We start from the raw sequence: 16,056 nt of genomic DNA, 5'->3' as shown, positions 1-16,056 counted from the left end.
CGATCACTGTACACCGTAGCATCTGTGGGTGCGTTATACCTGCCAAAAAGCGGTCTGACTTTAGTAAAACAGCAGGATCTCAATAGATAAAAAGAAAACGAGCTTGCAGCACGGGCACAGATAACTGACGGATAGAACAATATCTCATTGAAAATGGTACGGCTGGGCGTGTGGGGCTTGGCCACACTGCCGGAACAATGATCAAGTAAAGATAAATAACGGGCCATGTCATTTCAACTGGAACGATGATCAAGCGGGATCCTGCTTGATGATCACTGAAAGGATGGAAACATGATCAAGGTATGATCATGCTTGCCGGACCATGTGAACTTGTTCTGAAAGCAATAAGCCTTTTAATGCGGAAGAATGATCAAGTGAGTGATTTTTATAAGTTATTGATAATTATTGTTTAAGATGATTTTGGCCAGCTTTGCTGGTATTGAACGGTAAAGATCCGGTAAATCGGACTTATCTCGCTTAAGCCTTATAGAATAAGGGCTGTAGCATGATCGAAGAAATTGAAATGACAAATGCCGTAAAAAATGATGTCTTGATCACTTTTCCGGGCGCTTCTGCATACCCATTAGCTTTAGAGTAAGCCCGCGCTGGTGTCTTGCTGCTGTTATTGAGACAATAAGCTATCTCCATTTGGATTGTATTGCTTTACATGAACGATAAGTTTAAACCCTCAGAGATTGTCGTGTTACCTGAACTGATGGCCCATCATAACCACGGTTACAATCAGGTCGTAATTGGCCTGTCGGGACAGACCGAATTTGACATTGAAGGCTATGGTAATTTGGTTTATCCGGGTCAGGGCTGTCTGGTGACGGCGGACTCAGAGCACGCGTTTTCCGGAATAGGGAAAAATGAGATCCTGGTAATGAATCTGCCGGTTGAGAGCGTCTCTCTTGATCAAACAATACCCACTTATGCGAATGAACGAGTGGAACGTTTGTTTGAGCAATCAGGCTATTTTCACCTTGATACTCAGGCACAAAATCTGATCAAGGCACTGACCGCTGAAATGATGGCTCACCCGGATGATTTGCTATTGAGCAAAGCCTGTACGGATACTTTGATGTGTATCTTGCAGCGGCATTTTAAGCCGCTGGCATCAGATCGCCTTGTCTCTCGGCTTGATATGGATGTTATCGATCAGTACATAATTCAGCATCTAATTCGTAAAATATCGGTAACACAATTGGCCGGCTTGGTGTTTCTCGGCGAGAGCCAGTTTCACTTATTGTTTAAAGAACAAACAGGGATCACCCCGCATCAGTATGTTTTGAAAAAACGTTTGGAAATGGCGAAACAGCTTATGGACGAGTCTCAACTCAGTCTCGCGCAAGTGGCACAAAGCTGCGGATTCGCCAGCCAGAGCAGCTTTACTCAATCGTTCTCCCGTCTGTATGGTATGCCGCCGGCGCGTTTTAAAAAAGACAGTTTATAATCCCCCCCTCCCTCGCTGCTAAGTTTTTTACTTTTAATTCAATATATTACGCTTGTGTTGGCGGGCTTTTTTAATCGCTGTAAGCGGCTTAGGCCGCGCTTGATTGGTCTTCTTACAACGTCGATCAAACCTATCTTACGTCATTGCTTTTGTACATGAATATTCTAGCTCTCTCTTTTTTTACTTGATTCATTGTTTACGGAATTATGGCTGAATTAAACATCAGTCTGAATATTTTGCTGTGCATTGTGTCTTATTTTGTTAAAAAACGGACTTTTTCTAAAAAATATCGGAGAATATAGCAAGACTATCAGAGCTGCGGAAAATAGAATCCCCTCAATAGTAACATTGTTGTAACATTTGTACTGAATGAAAATTCAGGACCTATTATTGAGGAAATGATTATGTTCAATGCGGCAGATGTACTTCAGCCATCGTTTATTGAGCGACCATTGGATGAAATTTGGCAACTGATTTCACCGCTTTATTCTGCAGATGAGTCACAGTGGCTCGAACAGCTGCTTCCTTTGGCTGAACCTTCAGAGCAAGAACGTAAACAGACCAGAGAAAAAGCAGCAGAGCTGATCAAACGCGTACGTGCAGATCAAAATGCAATCCAAATGATTGATGCGCTGCTGCTGGAATACAGCTTAGATACCAAAGAAGGTATTTTACTGATGTGTCTGGCTGAAGCATTAATGCGTATTCCTGATGCCGCAACCGCTGACGCACTGATCCGCGATAAGCTCAGTGTTGCTGATTGGAAATCTCACCTCAAAAATTCTGACTCCCTGTTCGTCAATGCCTCAACCTGGGGGCTGATGCTGACCGGTAAAGTGGTCAGTATGGATGTCAAAGCCGATGGTACGCCTTCGCATGTGATCAACCGCCTGGTCAATAAAATGTCTGAGCCGGTGATCCGCCAGGCGATGCATCAGGCCATGAAGATCATGGGTCATCAGTTTGTGTTAGGCCGGACCATTGCAGAAGCGATGAAAAATGCAAAGAACAAACGAGATCAAGGTTTTACATATACTTTTGATATGTTGGGAGAGTCGGCGCTGACAGCCCATGATGCCCAGAAGTATTTTAAAGACTACATTATGGCGATCGAAGCGGTTGGGCGTGATGATTACCACAGTCAAAAGCAGAGCAATCGGAAATCTCCGGATCCGACCGTATCGATCAAGCTATCTGCTTTGCACCCGCGTTATGACGTGGCGAATGAAGCGCGTGTACTGGATGAAATGTATCTCTCGGTACTGGCATTGTTAGCGCGCGCCCGTGAACTGAATATCGGCATTACCATTGATGCCGAAGAAGCTGACCGTCTTGAACTGTCGCTGAAACTGTTTGAAAAACTGTACCGATCACCCGTGGTGCGAGGCTGGGGCCGGTTTGGTCTGGTGGTACAGTCTTACTCTAAATGCGCACTGCCGGTATTGGCCTGGATAGCGGCGCTAAGCAAAGAGCTGGGCGATGTGATCCCTGTGCGTCTGGTGAAAGGGGCTTACTGGGATAGCGAGCTGAAATTGTCACAGCAAAAAGGTTTTTCCGCTTATCCGGTCTTTACCCGTAAAGAAGCGACTGACTGCTCTTATCTGGCATGTTCCCGCTTCCTGTTGTCTGAACACCTGCGCGGGGTGATCTATCCTCAGTTTGCCAGCCATAACGCCCAAACCGTATCGGCGATTGTGGCGATGGCGGATCATCAAGACTTTGAATTCCAGCGTCTGCATGGCATGGGTGACGCGCTGTATAACCATGCGATGGAGATGTATCAGGCTAACGTTCGTATTTATGCGCCTGTGGGTAGCCACAAAGATTTATTACCTTATCTGGTACGCCGCCTGTTAGAAAACGGTGCCAACAGCTCGTTTGTTCACCGTCTGGTCGATGCAAACTGCCCGATAGAAACTTTGACCGAGCATCCGGTCGATACGTTACGCTCACGTCCCACATTGCATAACGGTTTGATCCCGTTGCCCCCGCAAATTTTTGCTGACAAACGTAAGAATTCGGCGGGCATTAACATCGATATTGAATCACAGTGGCGTCCGTTTAATGAAGCTATACAGCCCTTTCGTCAGCATCAATGGCAGGCGGGGCCGATTGTCAACGGCGTAACCCTGACCGGTGAGTTCAATACGGTGACGGCGCCGTACGATCGTGGTGAAACTGTCGGTCAGGTTGCGTTTGCCTGCCAGAGCCAAGTGGCGCAGGCGGTTGAGGTGGCGGCGGCCTGTTATCCAAGCTGGTCGCAAACGCCGTCGGCTGAACGTGCGCAGTGCTTGCTGCGTCTGGCCGATCTGCTTGAACAACACACCGGCGAGCTTGTTGCGCTGTGTCACCGCGAAGCGGGTAAAACCATCCAAGACAGTATTGATGAAATTCGTGAAGCGGTCGATTTCTGTCGTTTCTACGCGGTTCAGGCGGCTACAGAGTTTGCAGCACCACAAACGGTGCCTTGTTTTGATGGGTCAACCAAACAGCTGAGCTATCAGGGGCGCGGTGTCTTTGCCTGTATCAGCCCGTGGAATTTTCCGTTAGCGATTTTCTTGGGTCAGGTTTCTGCTGCTCTTGCTGCGGGTAATACCGTGGTGGCGAAACCGGCAGAACAAACATCCTTGATTGCTTTCCGTGCCATTGAATTGATCCTGGAAGCGGGTGTGCCTGCCGGCGCGATCCAATTACTGCCCGGTAGTGGCGCAGAAGTGGGTGCACCGCTGACATCTGACACACGTATTTCGGGGGTTGCGTTTACCGGTTCGACAGAAACCGCGCAACGGATCAACCGCTCGCTGGTCGCACGCGATTGCGAACCTGTTCCGTTTATCGCCGAAACCGGAGGTCAGAATGCAATGATCGTCGACAGTACTGCGCTACCTGAGCAGGTCGTGCGTGATGTTGTCCGATCGGCATTTGCATCGGCGGGCCAGCGTTGTTCCGCATTGCGGGTATTGTTTGTGCAGGCTGACATAGCAGACCGTATTGTTGCACTGATCAAAGGGGCGATGGCCGAACTGTCGGTTGGCCGTCCCGAACTGCATAGGACCGATGTCGGTCCGGTGATCGATATTGACGCGAAAAGAAAGCTGCTGACGCATATTGAGGCATTAAAAAATACGGCCAAGCTGATCGCACAGGCAACGCTGGGCGATGATTGCAAGGCGGGTGATTTTGTTGCTCCGACTGCATTTGAAATCAGCAGTATTGATATGCTGAAAAATGAAAACTTTGGCCCGATCCTTCACATTGTGCGTTTTAAAGCGAATGAAATTGATCAGGTGATTGACCAAATCAATAACACCGGCTTTGGCTTAACGTTAGGCGTACATAGCCGTAACGAACGTACCTATTGTCACATTGAGCAACGTGCACGTGTGGGGAACTGTTATATCAACCGTGATCAGGTTGGTGCTGTTGTCGGGGTTCAGCCGTTTGGCGGTCAGGGCTTGTCTGGTACCGGCCCGAAAGCGGGTGGTCCGCATTATTTGTACCGTTTTACCCAAGACATGTTCAACGCGTAATAGCAGTTAATCTAAGTTGAAAAAGGAATCAGTCATGACAATAGGTATTCAATCAATCGTGGGTAACAGCTTGGCTGCATGGGAAGGCTGGAACGGGCTTGGTTATGAAACGCGCATTCAGATCCTCAACCGGTGGGCAGAGCAACTGGATCAATCTGCTCGGGCGATGGTGTCTTTCCAGTGCCGTAATGCATTAGAGCATGTCGGTGAAACCTTGCTGCTGCCGGGCCCGACAGGTGAGACCAATGAGCTTTACAGTGCTGGTCGCGGAGTCTTTATTGTTACAGCTGATGCTGATGTGTCGATTACCGCTGTTATAGGCCAGATCACCGCCGCATTAGTGACCGGTAATACAGTTTTAGTGAGCTTGCCGTCAGAGTTTGCGCTGTCGGCGGGTGAATTAGTCGCACAACTGGAGAAAGCGGGTTGTGCACGCGGTGTGATCACGGCCATTGATAATATTCAGCTTGCTGATTGTGTCAGCATTACCGCGATTGCAGGTGTGGCTTATGCCGGCCAGTTATCGACATCACAGGCGCTGGCGCGGCAATTGGCTGCGCGTGACGGATTACTGGCCCAATTGATCTGTGAAACAGATTGTGAGTCGTTACCCGTGATTGGCAGCCCGACCTACTCATTGAGGTTTGTGACCGAAAGGACGCGAACGATCAATATTACTGCCGTTGGTGGTAATGCCACTCTGCTGGAGCTGGGGAGTGGCGAACACTAATTTCTAAGTCACTGTTTGGCTCATTGCTATTTCACTCGTTCGATTCGCGATTGAATGAACTCGCCGTGAGCTGAGCTGCGACGTAAATATGCTGGACTGTAAGCTCAGCAGATAAACAAAGCCCTTGCAATGAACAGGGGCTCAAAAAACTGAGGGAACTCAACAATGATAGAAAATAGCTTTGCTATTACAGGAACGTTTATTGTTTATTTGATTGCCATGATGGTAATTGGATATGTTGCCTATAAGCGTACGTCAAACTCGTCAGATTATTTCTTGGGTGGCCGCTCGCTGGGGCCATGGCCTGCTGCGCTTTCTGCGGGCGCATCTGATATGAGTGGCTGGTTGCTGCTTGGTCTGCCGGGTTATGCTTATGCGGCAGGTATAGAATCGTTCTGGCTGGCGGGTGGCCTGCTACTCGGAACTTGGCTGAACTGGCTTATTTGTGCCAAGCGCCTGCGCACTTACAGTATTACGGCGGATAACTCGCTGACCCTGCCAGAGTTTTTATCGCGCCGCTTTGACGATAAATCTAAACTGATCCAAACCATTTCAGCATTCTTTATTTTGCTGTTCTTCCTTTTCTATACCAGTTCAGGTTTAGTTGCCGGCGGTAAACTATTTGAAACCGTATTCGGCCTTGATTACAGCATCGCTGTGATTGTCGGTACTGTTTGCGTTGTATCATATACCTTATTTGGCGGATTCTTAGCGGTATCCTGGACTGACTTGGTTCAGGGCTTGCTGATGTCTGCCGCACTGGTTATCGTCCCCATCGCTGGAATGCAAGGTGGTGTTGGCGATCTGACTGCTGCATTAGAGATGAAAAACCCGGAGCTGATGACCCTGTTTAATGATGTCAAAGGACAGCCGTTATCTGCCATCGCTATCATTTCTCTGGCGGCATGGGGTCTTGGCTATTTTGGTCAGCCGCACATTCTGGCCCGTTTTAAAGCAACACGTTCTAATCGTGATATTGCGACAGCACGTCGCATTGCCGTAGCATGGACTGCCATTTCAATGGCGGGTGCAATTTTGGTTGGCTTAGTTGGTATTTTGTATGTCGATAACCAATTAGCCGGTGAGCTGGCTGATGGCGAGAAAATCTTCATGTTGCTGGTAAACTCAATTTTCCACCCTGTTGTCGCGGGTATTTTACTGGCGGCGATTCTGGCGGCAATCATGAGTACGGCTGACTCACAGCTGCTGGTATCATCTTCTGCACTAGCTGAGGATTTCTACAAGCAAGTCTTCCGCCCTCAGGCGTCTACTGAAGAGATCGTGATGGTGGGCCGTGCAGCGGTGATCATTCTTTCTATTGTTGCTTTGATACTTGCAATGAACCCTGACAGCACAGTGCTTGGTTTGGTTTCTTATGCCTGGGCGGGCTTTGGTGCTGCATTTGGTCCGGTATTATTGCTAAGCCTGTTCTGGAAGCGTATGAACCGCAATGGCGCGTTGGCGGGTATTATTGTGGGCGCACTGACGGTGGTTATCTGGAAACAGATCACCGGCGGTATTTTCGACCTGTATGAAATTGTACCGGGCTTTATTTTTGCGACTTTATCAGTCGTGATAGTTAGCCTTACAACCGGCGAGCCTTCTATCAAGGTACAAAAGCAATTCGATGAATTTGAAAAGAACCTTGTTGAGCTGGATTAAGCTTACTTAAACCAGATGGTTTGAGTTAAAAGGTTTTTGTTATAACAATGCCAGTCCACATGGACTGGCATTTTTTTTAACCAGATTAATGGCTAAGTTGAGCGGGTAACACCAGACTGAAAATTAGGAGGTGAATACCATGATTTACCGAATTCTGGCCGATTGTGTTGTGATCGTGCACCTGCTGTTTATCGTTTTTTCGCTACTGGGCGGACTTCTGGTGATTTGGCGAAGTTATTTGGTTTTTGTACACTTTCCCGCGGCCATCTGGGTTTTGCTGATCAGCTTTAAGGGCTGGATCTGCCCGCTGACCCCGTTGGAAAACCAGTTGAGACATGCAGTGGGTACCGAGGGTTATACGGGAGGATTTATTGAGCACTATATCATCCCTATTATTTATCCGGCCGCGCTAAACTTCAATCTGCAAATCATGTTTGGCTTGGTTGCCGCGGTGATTAATCTCGGTATCTATTCTTTCGTCTATTATAAGCTGAAGACAAGATAAGGCAGGATACGAGGATGAAAAGTGTGTTGGTGGCGTTGCTGCTCTATGTTGCCTTCTGCCTCGCTCTTTTCGCGCTGCAACGTAAGTTTTTGTATTTTCCGCAACCGGCTGGTGGAATGATCGGTGCGGCTGCAATTCACTTCGACACGGATGGCGAGCAGTTGAACGGCTGGGTGGTCAATGGGGGGCAGCCTAAAGCGTTACTGTATTATGGCGGTAATGCCGAACGCATCGAAGAGAACATTCCTTTTTTTGAGGCAGTACTGCCCGATTATACCGTGTATTTAATTTCCTACCGGGGCTATGGCAATAGCACCGGTGAGCCGACCGAAGAGCATCTTTACAGTGATGCGTTGCATATTTTTGAACAGATTAAAGCCAGACACCGGCGAATTTCATTGATGGGAAGGAGTCTCGGTTCCGGCGTTGCCACCTATGTGGCGGCTAACCGAAAGGTGGAAAAACTGATACTGGTAACGCCCTTCGATAGCATTGAAAATGTCGCGAAAACGGTCTATTGGATGTTGCCGGTTTCTTTGCTGATCAAAGATAAATTTCAGTCATTACATCGAGTAAAAAACATTACTGCGAAAACCTACATCTTTATTGCAGAAAATGACCGGGTGATCCCCCGGGCCAGCACTGAACGGTTAATTGCACAGTTCACCGATCAACTGATGGCTGTTACCGTTATCGCCAGAGCCGATCATAACGATATTTCGCTGTATCCTGAATACATTGCAGGGCTAAGGCGCGCGCTGGATCTGTCAACAATACGGAACAATGATCAAGGTAGATTTGGAGATCTTTAATCATGTCCGTCTTCTGTGCATGCAAAACCATACATGACACCCGTTATTGAACGTTGTATTATTTCGCCTGAACTTAAGTCAGGCGGCAAGGTCTGACTCAAGATAATCATACAGATATTCGCCTTTAAACGGAAAAAATCATGAAAAAACGCTGGATTGCGGCAGCCATTACAACTGCGGTTGTCGTCGGTGCTGGCTATTACTTCACAATGAGTGCTGAAGATGAGATGCCATTACCGTTAATTACTGTTGAAATCGGAACCATCGAAAAACAAGCTGTTGCTGTTGGACAAATTGTGCCCGCGCATTCCGTGCAGATTAAATCTCAAATTGAAGGGATCGTTGGCGAGATCTATCATCATGTTGGTGAGAACGTTGAAGCAGGCACACCACTGATCAAGATCCGTCCTAACCCAACGCCGCAACGTTTAACGCAGGCCTTCACCGAGCTGATGTCGAGTCAGGCGCAGTTAGAATCCTCCAAGCAAAAGCTTTCAAATCTTGAACGCCTGGTTCAAAACCAAGTCATTCCTAAAAACTACGGCGACTATATTCAAGCGCAAGCCGATGTACGCCAGAACAATGCCGATTTACTGCAAAAACAACAGAATTTAGACCTGATCCGCAGTGGTGAATCATCAGTAGGGGAGTCAAAACTCACGTCAACGATCGTGGCGCCTATTTCTGGCACGGTATTGAACCTAAGTGTTGATGTGGGTGAACCGATTATATCGACAGAGTCGAGCCAATCGGCTACTCAAATGATGTCATTAGCCGACATGAGTGACATGATATTCAAAGGCAGCGTGAGCGAACACGATGCCGCGCAATTGAGTGTGGGTATGCCCGTAACCATGACGCTCGCACCTTATCCCGAAACAGTAGTAACAGGCACTTTGAGTAAAGTTGCCGTGCAGTCCGAAAAACTGAATTCAGAACAAGACTCATCAGTACGCAGTTTTGATAATGGCTTTCAAGTCGAAGTAAACAATATTCACTTCCCCGAAGGCCTCATTATTCGTTCTGGCTTCTCAGCAACGGCACAAATCACTCTGAAAAAAGCAGAAAAAATTACAACGATCCCAGAACGTGCTTTGCGGTTTAGTGGCAACGATCCTGAAGTATTGATCCCTGATGCGTCTGAGCCAGGATTCCGTGCGGATCCGGTCAAGCTAGGCTTATCTGACGGGATAAATGTGGAGGTTATTTCTGGCTTAGAACAAGGCGAACAAATTGTTGATTTCAGTATGATGGGAGCGATACCTAATGCCTGAGCTGACTCAGCAGAATGTTACCGCTAAAAAGCCTCGTGTGTATAAAAAGCCTGAGTTACGGCATCAGTCGTTTTTAGCCAATAAAGCATTCAGTATTTTGGGTTCGGTGTTAGTCATAGGAATGGTTGCACCGAGTTATGCCATCACCATAGAACAGGCATGGGAGGCATCTAAAGCCTACGATCCAAGCTACCAAAAAGCGCAAATTGATACCCAAGTCAGCGAAACCAGCATTCGTTCAAGCCGTAGCGATTTGCTTCCGGGGCTAAGCGCAAATGCTAACTCAAACTGGAGCGACAGCGGTGATAACACCAATGGCTATTCAGTAAGCCTGAGCCAGACCATTTGGGACAGCTCGAAATGGTCAAGTTTAGCGGCCTCAGAAGCCTCTTTTGTCAGTTCGCAATTGAAAGAACGTCAAGCACACAATGATCTCGCCGAAAAACTGATCACGGCCTACCTTGATTTAGCTAAGGCTCAGGGGGATTTGCGCTTAGTCCAGCAGAAACTGGATGACGGGCAGAAAATGCTCAAAATCACCGAGCAGCGTTATGCCGCCGGCGGTGTCATGGCGACAGAAGTTGAAGATATGCGCGCGAACCACGTTGATGAGCAAGCGCTGATTCTACAAACACGTTCGGAAATTGATACGCTTCAAGCGGCTTTAATTGCCTTGATTAACCAAGTGCCTGATTCAGTTAATGAAATCAGTACAACGTCATTGAAACAACCCACGATGTTGGTTAATAGCGAAAAGCAATGGTTAGCACTGGCACGAAATAACAGCCCTGAATTATTGGCGGCTCAACAAACGTTAAAGGCCACTCAATACCAGTACGATCAAGCCAAAGCGGGATACTACCCAACCATTGAAGGCTCGCTAAGTTATAGTGATAACGATCGCCGTAACAGTGATGATCTGAGTGCCGGACTCAGCTTAACTATTCCTATTGATTTAAATGGTGCAACCCGTGCGAATGTTGATCGTTTCAGTCTGTCAATCAGTCAGGCCAAACAAGATCTTCGTATTGTTGAAATCAAGATAAAACAAACCATTCAGAGTCGTTTTAACCAAGTGCAACTTGACTGGAAACGGGTAGAAATGGCACAGCAACAAATTGCCTCACGAGTAAAAGTACTGGAAAGTAAACAAGCCGTTTATGACGCAGGTTTAGTCGATGCGACAGATATTATCACCGCTCATAACAATTTATTTAGCAGCAAAAACAACCTACAAGCACTACTTTATCAATACTGGCAACACCGTGTGTCATTATTGCAATCAGTGGGTAAATTGGATGACGCGACGATTAAGCAAATTTCGAGAGCACTCGAATCATGATGCCGATGCTACAACAAATTGCGCAAACGCTTTTTGCTCATCGACTGCGGAGCCTACTCGCCATTATTGCTATCGTATGGGGCATTGTGTCGGTGTTAGTGCTGATGGCTTTAGGTGAAGGTTTCTATCAAATAAACGCCAGGTCTTTTTCATTACTAATGAGCGACACCCAATTGGCTGTCCCCGAAATGACAAGCAAACCATGGAAAGGGCTACCTGCCCGTCGCGAACTGACATTTACCGAGCCAGAATTTCGTCAGCTACAAAACCAATCCGCGATAAAAACGGTATCAGTGTTATACCGTAAGTGGGATGCCAGTGTGACTGATATTACAGGGCATACGCTACCCGGTTATATTCGTGGTGTAGACAATTACTATGTTTGCATGCGTAAAGTCAAACTCACACCTGGTTCACGTGATATCAGCCAGAGTGATCTGAATAATCATAACCGCATAGCGATCATTGGTTGGCAATTGGCAAAACAAGGCAATTTAGCCATTGGCGATAAGCTAAAGGTGAATGGGATCCCTTTTCTGGTTGCGGGTATTACTAAGCAAAGTGAAGGTGGCATGTCGATGGGAAATGAAGAAAACCAGGTCATCATTCCCAGTACAACCTTTACCGATCTATGGCGTGATAAACCGTCACAGGTTATGGTTGCTCCTGCCGAAGGAACGTCAGGGGTGATCTTGCGGCAAAGCTTGCAGTCTTTTTTTGCCAATCAAAAACACTTTGACCCGACCGATCGTCGTGCGGTGTGGCTCCCTGATTTTAGTCAAGATGCTAAGTTCTTTACGGCGCTGCTGCGGGGTATTCAATTATTTCTTGGAGCCAGTGGCGCGATGACATTGGCGGTAGGCGCATTGGGTGTTGCCAATATTATGTTTTTATCGGTCACCGAACGCACCCGGGAAATTGGGGTACGTCTGGCGATAGGTGCTACACCTAACAATATCTTGGTGCATTTTTTATTTGAGGGGGGCGTGTTGGTGGCAATTGGCACATTGCTGGGCGTCAGCATCTCTTATTGTTTGGTTGTCATCATGAATCAAATGGGATTGCCAGACTGGCTCGGCAACCCCGCACTTACTTTAGACGCTATGTTGATGGCGCTCTCTGTCACGGTGATTCTTGCGTTGCTGGCTTCATTTTTTCCCGCACGTCGTGCATCAAATCTGACGCCCGTTATTGCGTTAAGCGCGAGGGCATAGCATGTTTCCACTCCGACAAATTCTACAAGAAATGGCCGCTGAAAAATTGCGCCTTGGTCTGACAATATTGGCGATTGTCTGGGCAACGGTATCTATTGCTTCTATGCTCGCCATTGGTGAAGGCTTGCGGCAAGGGCTTATTCGTACCACCAGTAACGGTAATGGTAATCTCATTATGTTAACGGGCGGATACGCCACCCAAGACTACGGAAATTTCTCGAAAGGCAAGCAGCTAAAGCTCAAATCCGAGGATGCCGATGTATTACGGGCTTTACCGGCAGTTGAGCAAGCCGAGCCCAGTGCAACATGGGATGCCTCTGTACGAAATGAAGATAATGGTACCTGGCAACAACCTCTGGCGGTCTATCCTCAATACAAAGATCTAACAGGATTAGCTGTTGCGGCTGGCGGGCGGTGGTTTAATCCTTTAGATATGAAAGAACAACGAAAAGTCATCGTGATTGGTCACAGTGCCGCAGTCAGTTTGTTCAACGATAGCGATGACTTTGATTGGGACAACATGCCTGAATTAGAATCATCCCCGATTGGCAAACAGGTAAATGTGGGTGACGAAAAATTCACCGTCATCGGTGTGTTGAACGCGAACACTTCCAACATTGAAGATGGAATCCCCATTGATTACGCCCTATTTGTCCCCTTTACAACCTGGCAACGTTTCAATGTTAATGCATCGATTGGGGCTATTCATATCAAGCCTGTCGACGGACTTGATCGTGAGACAATCGCCAATACTGCGGAGCAAGTGATCGCGAGAAAATATGGAGGCAGCATGCAAGATGAACAACTGCTCCAGATGCAAGACATGCTGTTAAGGCAAAAAACCATGCGTCAATTCCTCATTGGATTGCAGAGTTTTCTGGGCATTATTGGTTTTGTCACCCTGGCCGTTGCCGGTATTGGTATCGCCAATGTCATGTACGCCACGGTCAAACGTGCGACGCGCGATATCGGCGTCAGAATGGCCGTTGGAGCCAAACCCCGTGACATCAAATTACACTATCTGATCCAGGCGTTCATCACGGTCTTTATTGGTGGCCTTATAGGACTGGGCTTAACATATGGCCTCGTTCAACTGCTGCGACACATTCCTATTCAGGGGAGTGGGTTCTATGACTATTTAGGCAAGCCAACCCCAGAGCTGTCGCTCACCATTGTCAGCCTCGTCATACTGGCACTGAGTATCGTCGGTATTGCCGCGGCATGGTTTCCTGTTCGCCGTGCAGCAAGCATTACGCCATTAGAAGCACTGCAAAGTGAATAGCTGTTCAGAAATTTATCCGAGGAAGATCATGTCCCTTGTTCAACTTGAAGGCATCAGTAAGCACTACAAAAGTGGTGATGACGATGTTTACGCGCTAGATGGTATTAGCCTTACCATTAACAAAGGCGAGTTTTTATCGATTCTTGGACCTTCGGGTTCAGGAAAGTCGACACTTATGAACGTATTAGGTTGTTTAGATAAACCGTCGTCAGGTCATTATCAATTAGATGATAGTGACGTCTCAGCCCTGAGCCGTAATGAACTCGCGGCAATTCGTAACAACAAGATTGGCTTCGTGTTTCAGAGTTTCAACTTATTGGAATATGCTACGGCACTCGAAAATGTTGCTTTACCCTTGGTGTACTCTGGTGTGAGTGCCAAAATCCGCCGGGCCAAAGCGGCAGAATTGTTAAAACGCGTGGGGTTAGGCGAACGGATGAATCATAAACCTAACCAGCTTTCTGGTGGCCAAAAGCAGCGTGTTGCGATTGCTCGCGCTTTAGTGAATGACCCACAAATCATCCTGGCCGACGAGCCGACTGGCGCGTTGGATTCAAAATCGGGAGCCGAGATTGAAGCGTTATTCAATGAATTACATCAGGAAGGATGCACTTTGATTATTGTTACCCACGATAACGCCCTGGCCCGTCGTACAAAACGCATTATTAATATTAAAGATGGGAAAGTTGTCGGCGATGAAATGCTTACCAGCGAGTAAGCTTAAGATCGACGTTGTTGAGGTGTTCACTTAACAATCAGCGGTCTATTTTAAAATAAGTTCAGTACTCTTGATGACTGAATTCGTTATCTTTACCTCCATTTTAAGTGCAGGTAATAATTAGCGTGTTTTATATCACAGTATCTCTATTACTATATTTTAATAGGGGTTTTTATCAAAAGCGCTTTATCTGAAATTTAATGGCTATAGAAGTTCCGTGTTCGGCCGTTATAGAGATGGAGTAATTCTGTTTGCCTGGGGCGTTATGTCAGACATTGTGATGGGGTTAGGCCTGCTTGGGATCCCACTGATTTGGTTAGTGATACGATATTTTATTGTGTCAAAAAAACAGCAGGAAGCAGCAAGACTGCAGGCTTTGAAAGATAGAAAATATAGGCTCGTGCTGGAAAAAGCGAAAATATCTGAGCGCGAAGAGAAGATTTTTAAAGGACAAACCGGCCATATTCCAAGTCAGTTATCTTTAGCAAAGGAGTATGAGCTGACGAACATACGTGAGGCGGTTAACTGGTATCAGAAAGCCGCAGATTTAGGTAATGAAATCGGCCAGCATGCGTTAGCTCGCCTGTGTCGTCAGGATGTTGATGATCCACAGGGTGAAGCGAAATCTCAGTATTGGGATGCCGTGGTCAGATCTAAGCAAAAAGAGCCAGAAGCGCTGTTCAACCTTGGTCACTGTTTACTTCAAGGCCATGGTGTTGATGTTGACTTTGATGCCGGGATCGAAAATATGACCGCAGCGGCGGAAATGGAGTATATCCCGGCGCAGCTTTTTTTGGGGGATTGGTTTGTTGCAGATCCGAACCCTGAAAAAAATCCGCATCACGCGTTTTGCTGGCGTTTAAGGGCAGCAAGAAATAATGATGTCGCAGGTTTTATGAAAACAGCTTATTGCTACCAGACTGGGGTTGCCGTTAAGAAAGATAAGCAGTGTGCCATCTACTGGTTGGAGCGTGCTGCTGAGCAAGGTAATACAGAAGCGCAATATTTAGCCGCTAAAATGCATGTTGGCTCTGATGTAAATGATGCTGCGGTTGCTTATGTCTGGTTTTCTATTGCCTATGCTTCCGGTAATAAAGAAGCAAAAAAGGATCGTGACCGTGTGGCGCAAGCCATCGGTATTGAGTCGATTATGAGTGTCCAGAGCGTGGCAAAGTCTGTCTATAAAATATTGCAGGATAAACCAGTGGCTAAACATCTGGTCATCCATTTGTTGGATAATATGTATGGCCGCAGTGGTTATTATCCCTCCGATGAGCAATTGGACGCACTGCTTGACGAAGAGAGTACCGTGGGTGAGGAACCCGCCAATACCGTACCGACGGATGGTTATTCTGCAGAAATCCCTTTAACTGAGCAATCAGACCAAGAGGGTAGCACTTGTAAGTCAGAGGTTGAGATAAGTAGTGTGGCTGATAACAATGCAACAGCCACGCAGCAATACCAGCAGCAGAGCTGGGTTACATCATGGGATACATTGATCGCTGAAACTGAGGCTAAGTCAGATAAGTCATAA

12 protein-coding genes are annotated in these 16,056 nt (G+C 47.1%); all 12 read left to right on the top strand.

What is annotated here, in order from left to right:
- Positions 1 to 667 precede the first annotated feature (667 nt).
- Positions 668 to 1,453 carry an AraC family transcriptional regulator gene (locus tag C9I89_RS13915; protein ID WP_107283940.1) on the top strand — a complete coding sequence of 262 codons (786 nt, stop codon included), beginning with the start codon at positions 668 to 670 and terminating at the stop codon, positions 1,451 to 1,453.
- A 404-nt stretch (positions 1,454 to 1,857) separates the two neighbouring features.
- Positions 1,858 to 4,983 (top strand): bifunctional proline dehydrogenase/L-glutamate gamma-semialdehyde dehydrogenase PutA, encoded by a 3,126-nt coding sequence (putA, locus tag C9I89_RS13910; RefSeq protein ID WP_107283939.1) that lies wholly within the window; start codon positions 1,858 to 1,860, stop codon positions 4,981 to 4,983.
- Positions 4,984 to 5,017: 34 nt separating this feature from the next.
- Positions 5,018 to 5,713 (top strand): proline dehydrogenase, encoded by a 696-nt coding sequence (locus tag C9I89_RS13905; RefSeq protein ID WP_107283938.1) that lies wholly within the window; start codon positions 5,018 to 5,020, stop codon positions 5,711 to 5,713.
- Positions 5,714 to 5,878: 165 nt separating this feature from the next.
- Complete coding sequence (putP, locus tag C9I89_RS13900) at positions 5,879 to 7,375, top strand: sodium/proline symporter PutP (RefSeq protein WP_107283937.1); 1,497 nt, start codon at positions 5,879 to 5,881, stop codon at positions 7,373 to 7,375.
- Positions 7,376 to 7,514: 139 nt separating this feature from the next.
- Positions 7,515 to 7,880 (top strand): DUF2784 domain-containing protein, encoded by a 366-nt coding sequence (locus tag C9I89_RS13895; protein ID WP_107283936.1) that lies wholly within the window; start codon positions 7,515 to 7,517, stop codon positions 7,878 to 7,880.
- A gap of 14 nt (positions 7,881 to 7,894) precedes the next feature.
- Complete coding sequence (locus C9I89_RS13890) at positions 7,895 to 8,692, top strand: alpha/beta hydrolase (RefSeq protein WP_107283935.1); 798 nt, start codon at positions 7,895 to 7,897, stop codon at positions 8,690 to 8,692.
- A gap of 140 nt (positions 8,693 to 8,832) precedes the next feature.
- Positions 8,833 to 9,966 (top strand): efflux RND transporter periplasmic adaptor subunit, encoded by a 1,134-nt coding sequence (locus C9I89_RS13885; RefSeq protein ID WP_107283934.1) that lies wholly within the window; start codon positions 8,833 to 8,835, stop codon positions 9,964 to 9,966.
- A 121-nt stretch (positions 9,967 to 10,087) separates the two neighbouring features.
- The gene (locus C9I89_RS13880; RefSeq protein ID WP_245905496.1) at positions 10,088 to 11,308 is read left to right on the top strand and encodes a TolC family protein; all 1,221 of its coding nucleotides are present in this window, start codon (positions 10,088 to 10,090) and stop codon (positions 11,306 to 11,308) included.
- The gene (locus C9I89_RS13875; protein WP_107283932.1) at positions 11,305 to 12,522 is read left to right on the top strand and encodes an ABC transporter permease; all 1,218 of its coding nucleotides are present in this window, start codon (positions 11,305 to 11,307) and stop codon (positions 12,520 to 12,522) included. Before C9I89_RS13880 ends, C9I89_RS13875 begins: the two co-directional genes overlap by 4 nt.
- A gap of 1 nt (position 12,523) precedes the next feature.
- Complete coding sequence (locus tag C9I89_RS13870; RefSeq protein WP_107283931.1) at positions 12,524 to 13,804, top strand: ABC transporter permease; 1,281 nt, start codon at positions 12,524 to 12,526, stop codon at positions 13,802 to 13,804.
- Positions 13,805 to 13,832: 28 nt separating this feature from the next.
- A complete protein-coding gene (locus C9I89_RS13865; RefSeq protein ID WP_107283930.1) occupies positions 13,833 to 14,522 on the top strand; it encodes an ABC transporter ATP-binding protein in 690 nt (229 codons plus the stop codon).
- A gap of 265 nt (positions 14,523 to 14,787) precedes the next feature.
- Entirely contained in the window at positions 14,788 to 16,056 is a 1,269-nt protein-coding gene (locus tag C9I89_RS13860; RefSeq protein ID WP_107283929.1) for a tetratricopeptide repeat protein, read from the top strand.

It is taken from the genome of Photobacterium lipolyticum (assembly GCF_003026475.1).
GTDB classification, from domain to species: domain Bacteria; phylum Pseudomonadota; class Gammaproteobacteria; order Enterobacterales; family Vibrionaceae; genus Photobacterium; species Photobacterium lipolyticum.
This window is presented reverse-complemented; position numbering and strand designations above follow the sequence as displayed.

Excerpts from the sequence above, each read along its gene's own strand:
- C9I89_RS13865 (WP_107283930.1), top strand. The coding sequence starts at position 13,833 with ATGTCCCTTGTTCAACTTGAAGGCATCAGTAAGCACTACAAAAGTGGT.
- C9I89_RS13875 (WP_107283932.1), top strand. The coding sequence starts at position 11,305 with ATGATGCCGATGCTACAACAAATTGCGCAAACGCTTTTTGCTCATCGA.
- putP (WP_107283937.1), top strand. The coding sequence starts at position 5,879 with ATGATAGAAAATAGCTTTGCTATTACAGGAACGTTTATTGTTTATTTG.
- C9I89_RS13885 (WP_107283934.1), top strand. The coding sequence starts at position 8,833 with ATGAAAAAACGCTGGATTGCGGCAGCCATTACAACTGCGGTTGTCGTC.
- C9I89_RS13915 (WP_107283940.1), top strand. The coding sequence starts at position 668 with ATGAACGATAAGTTTAAACCCTCAGAGATTGTCGTGTTACCTGAACTG.
- C9I89_RS13890 (WP_107283935.1), top strand. The coding sequence starts at position 7,895 with ATGAAAAGTGTGTTGGTGGCGTTGCTGCTCTATGTTGCCTTCTGCCTC.
- C9I89_RS13895 (WP_107283936.1), top strand. The coding sequence starts at position 7,515 with ATGATTTACCGAATTCTGGCCGATTGTGTTGTGATCGTGCACCTGCTG.
- C9I89_RS13880 (WP_245905496.1), top strand. The coding sequence starts at position 10,088 with ATGGTTGCACCGAGTTATGCCATCACCATAGAACAGGCATGGGAGGCA.
- C9I89_RS13860 (WP_107283929.1), top strand. The coding sequence starts at position 14,788 with ATGTCAGACATTGTGATGGGGTTAGGCCTGCTTGGGATCCCACTGATT.
- putA (WP_107283939.1), top strand. The coding sequence starts at position 1,858 with ATGTTCAATGCGGCAGATGTACTTCAGCCATCGTTTATTGAGCGACCA.
- C9I89_RS13870 (WP_107283931.1), top strand. The coding sequence starts at position 12,524 with ATGTTTCCACTCCGACAAATTCTACAAGAAATGGCCGCTGAAAAATTG.
- C9I89_RS13905 (WP_107283938.1), top strand. The coding sequence starts at position 5,018 with ATGACAATAGGTATTCAATCAATCGTGGGTAACAGCTTGGCTGCATGG.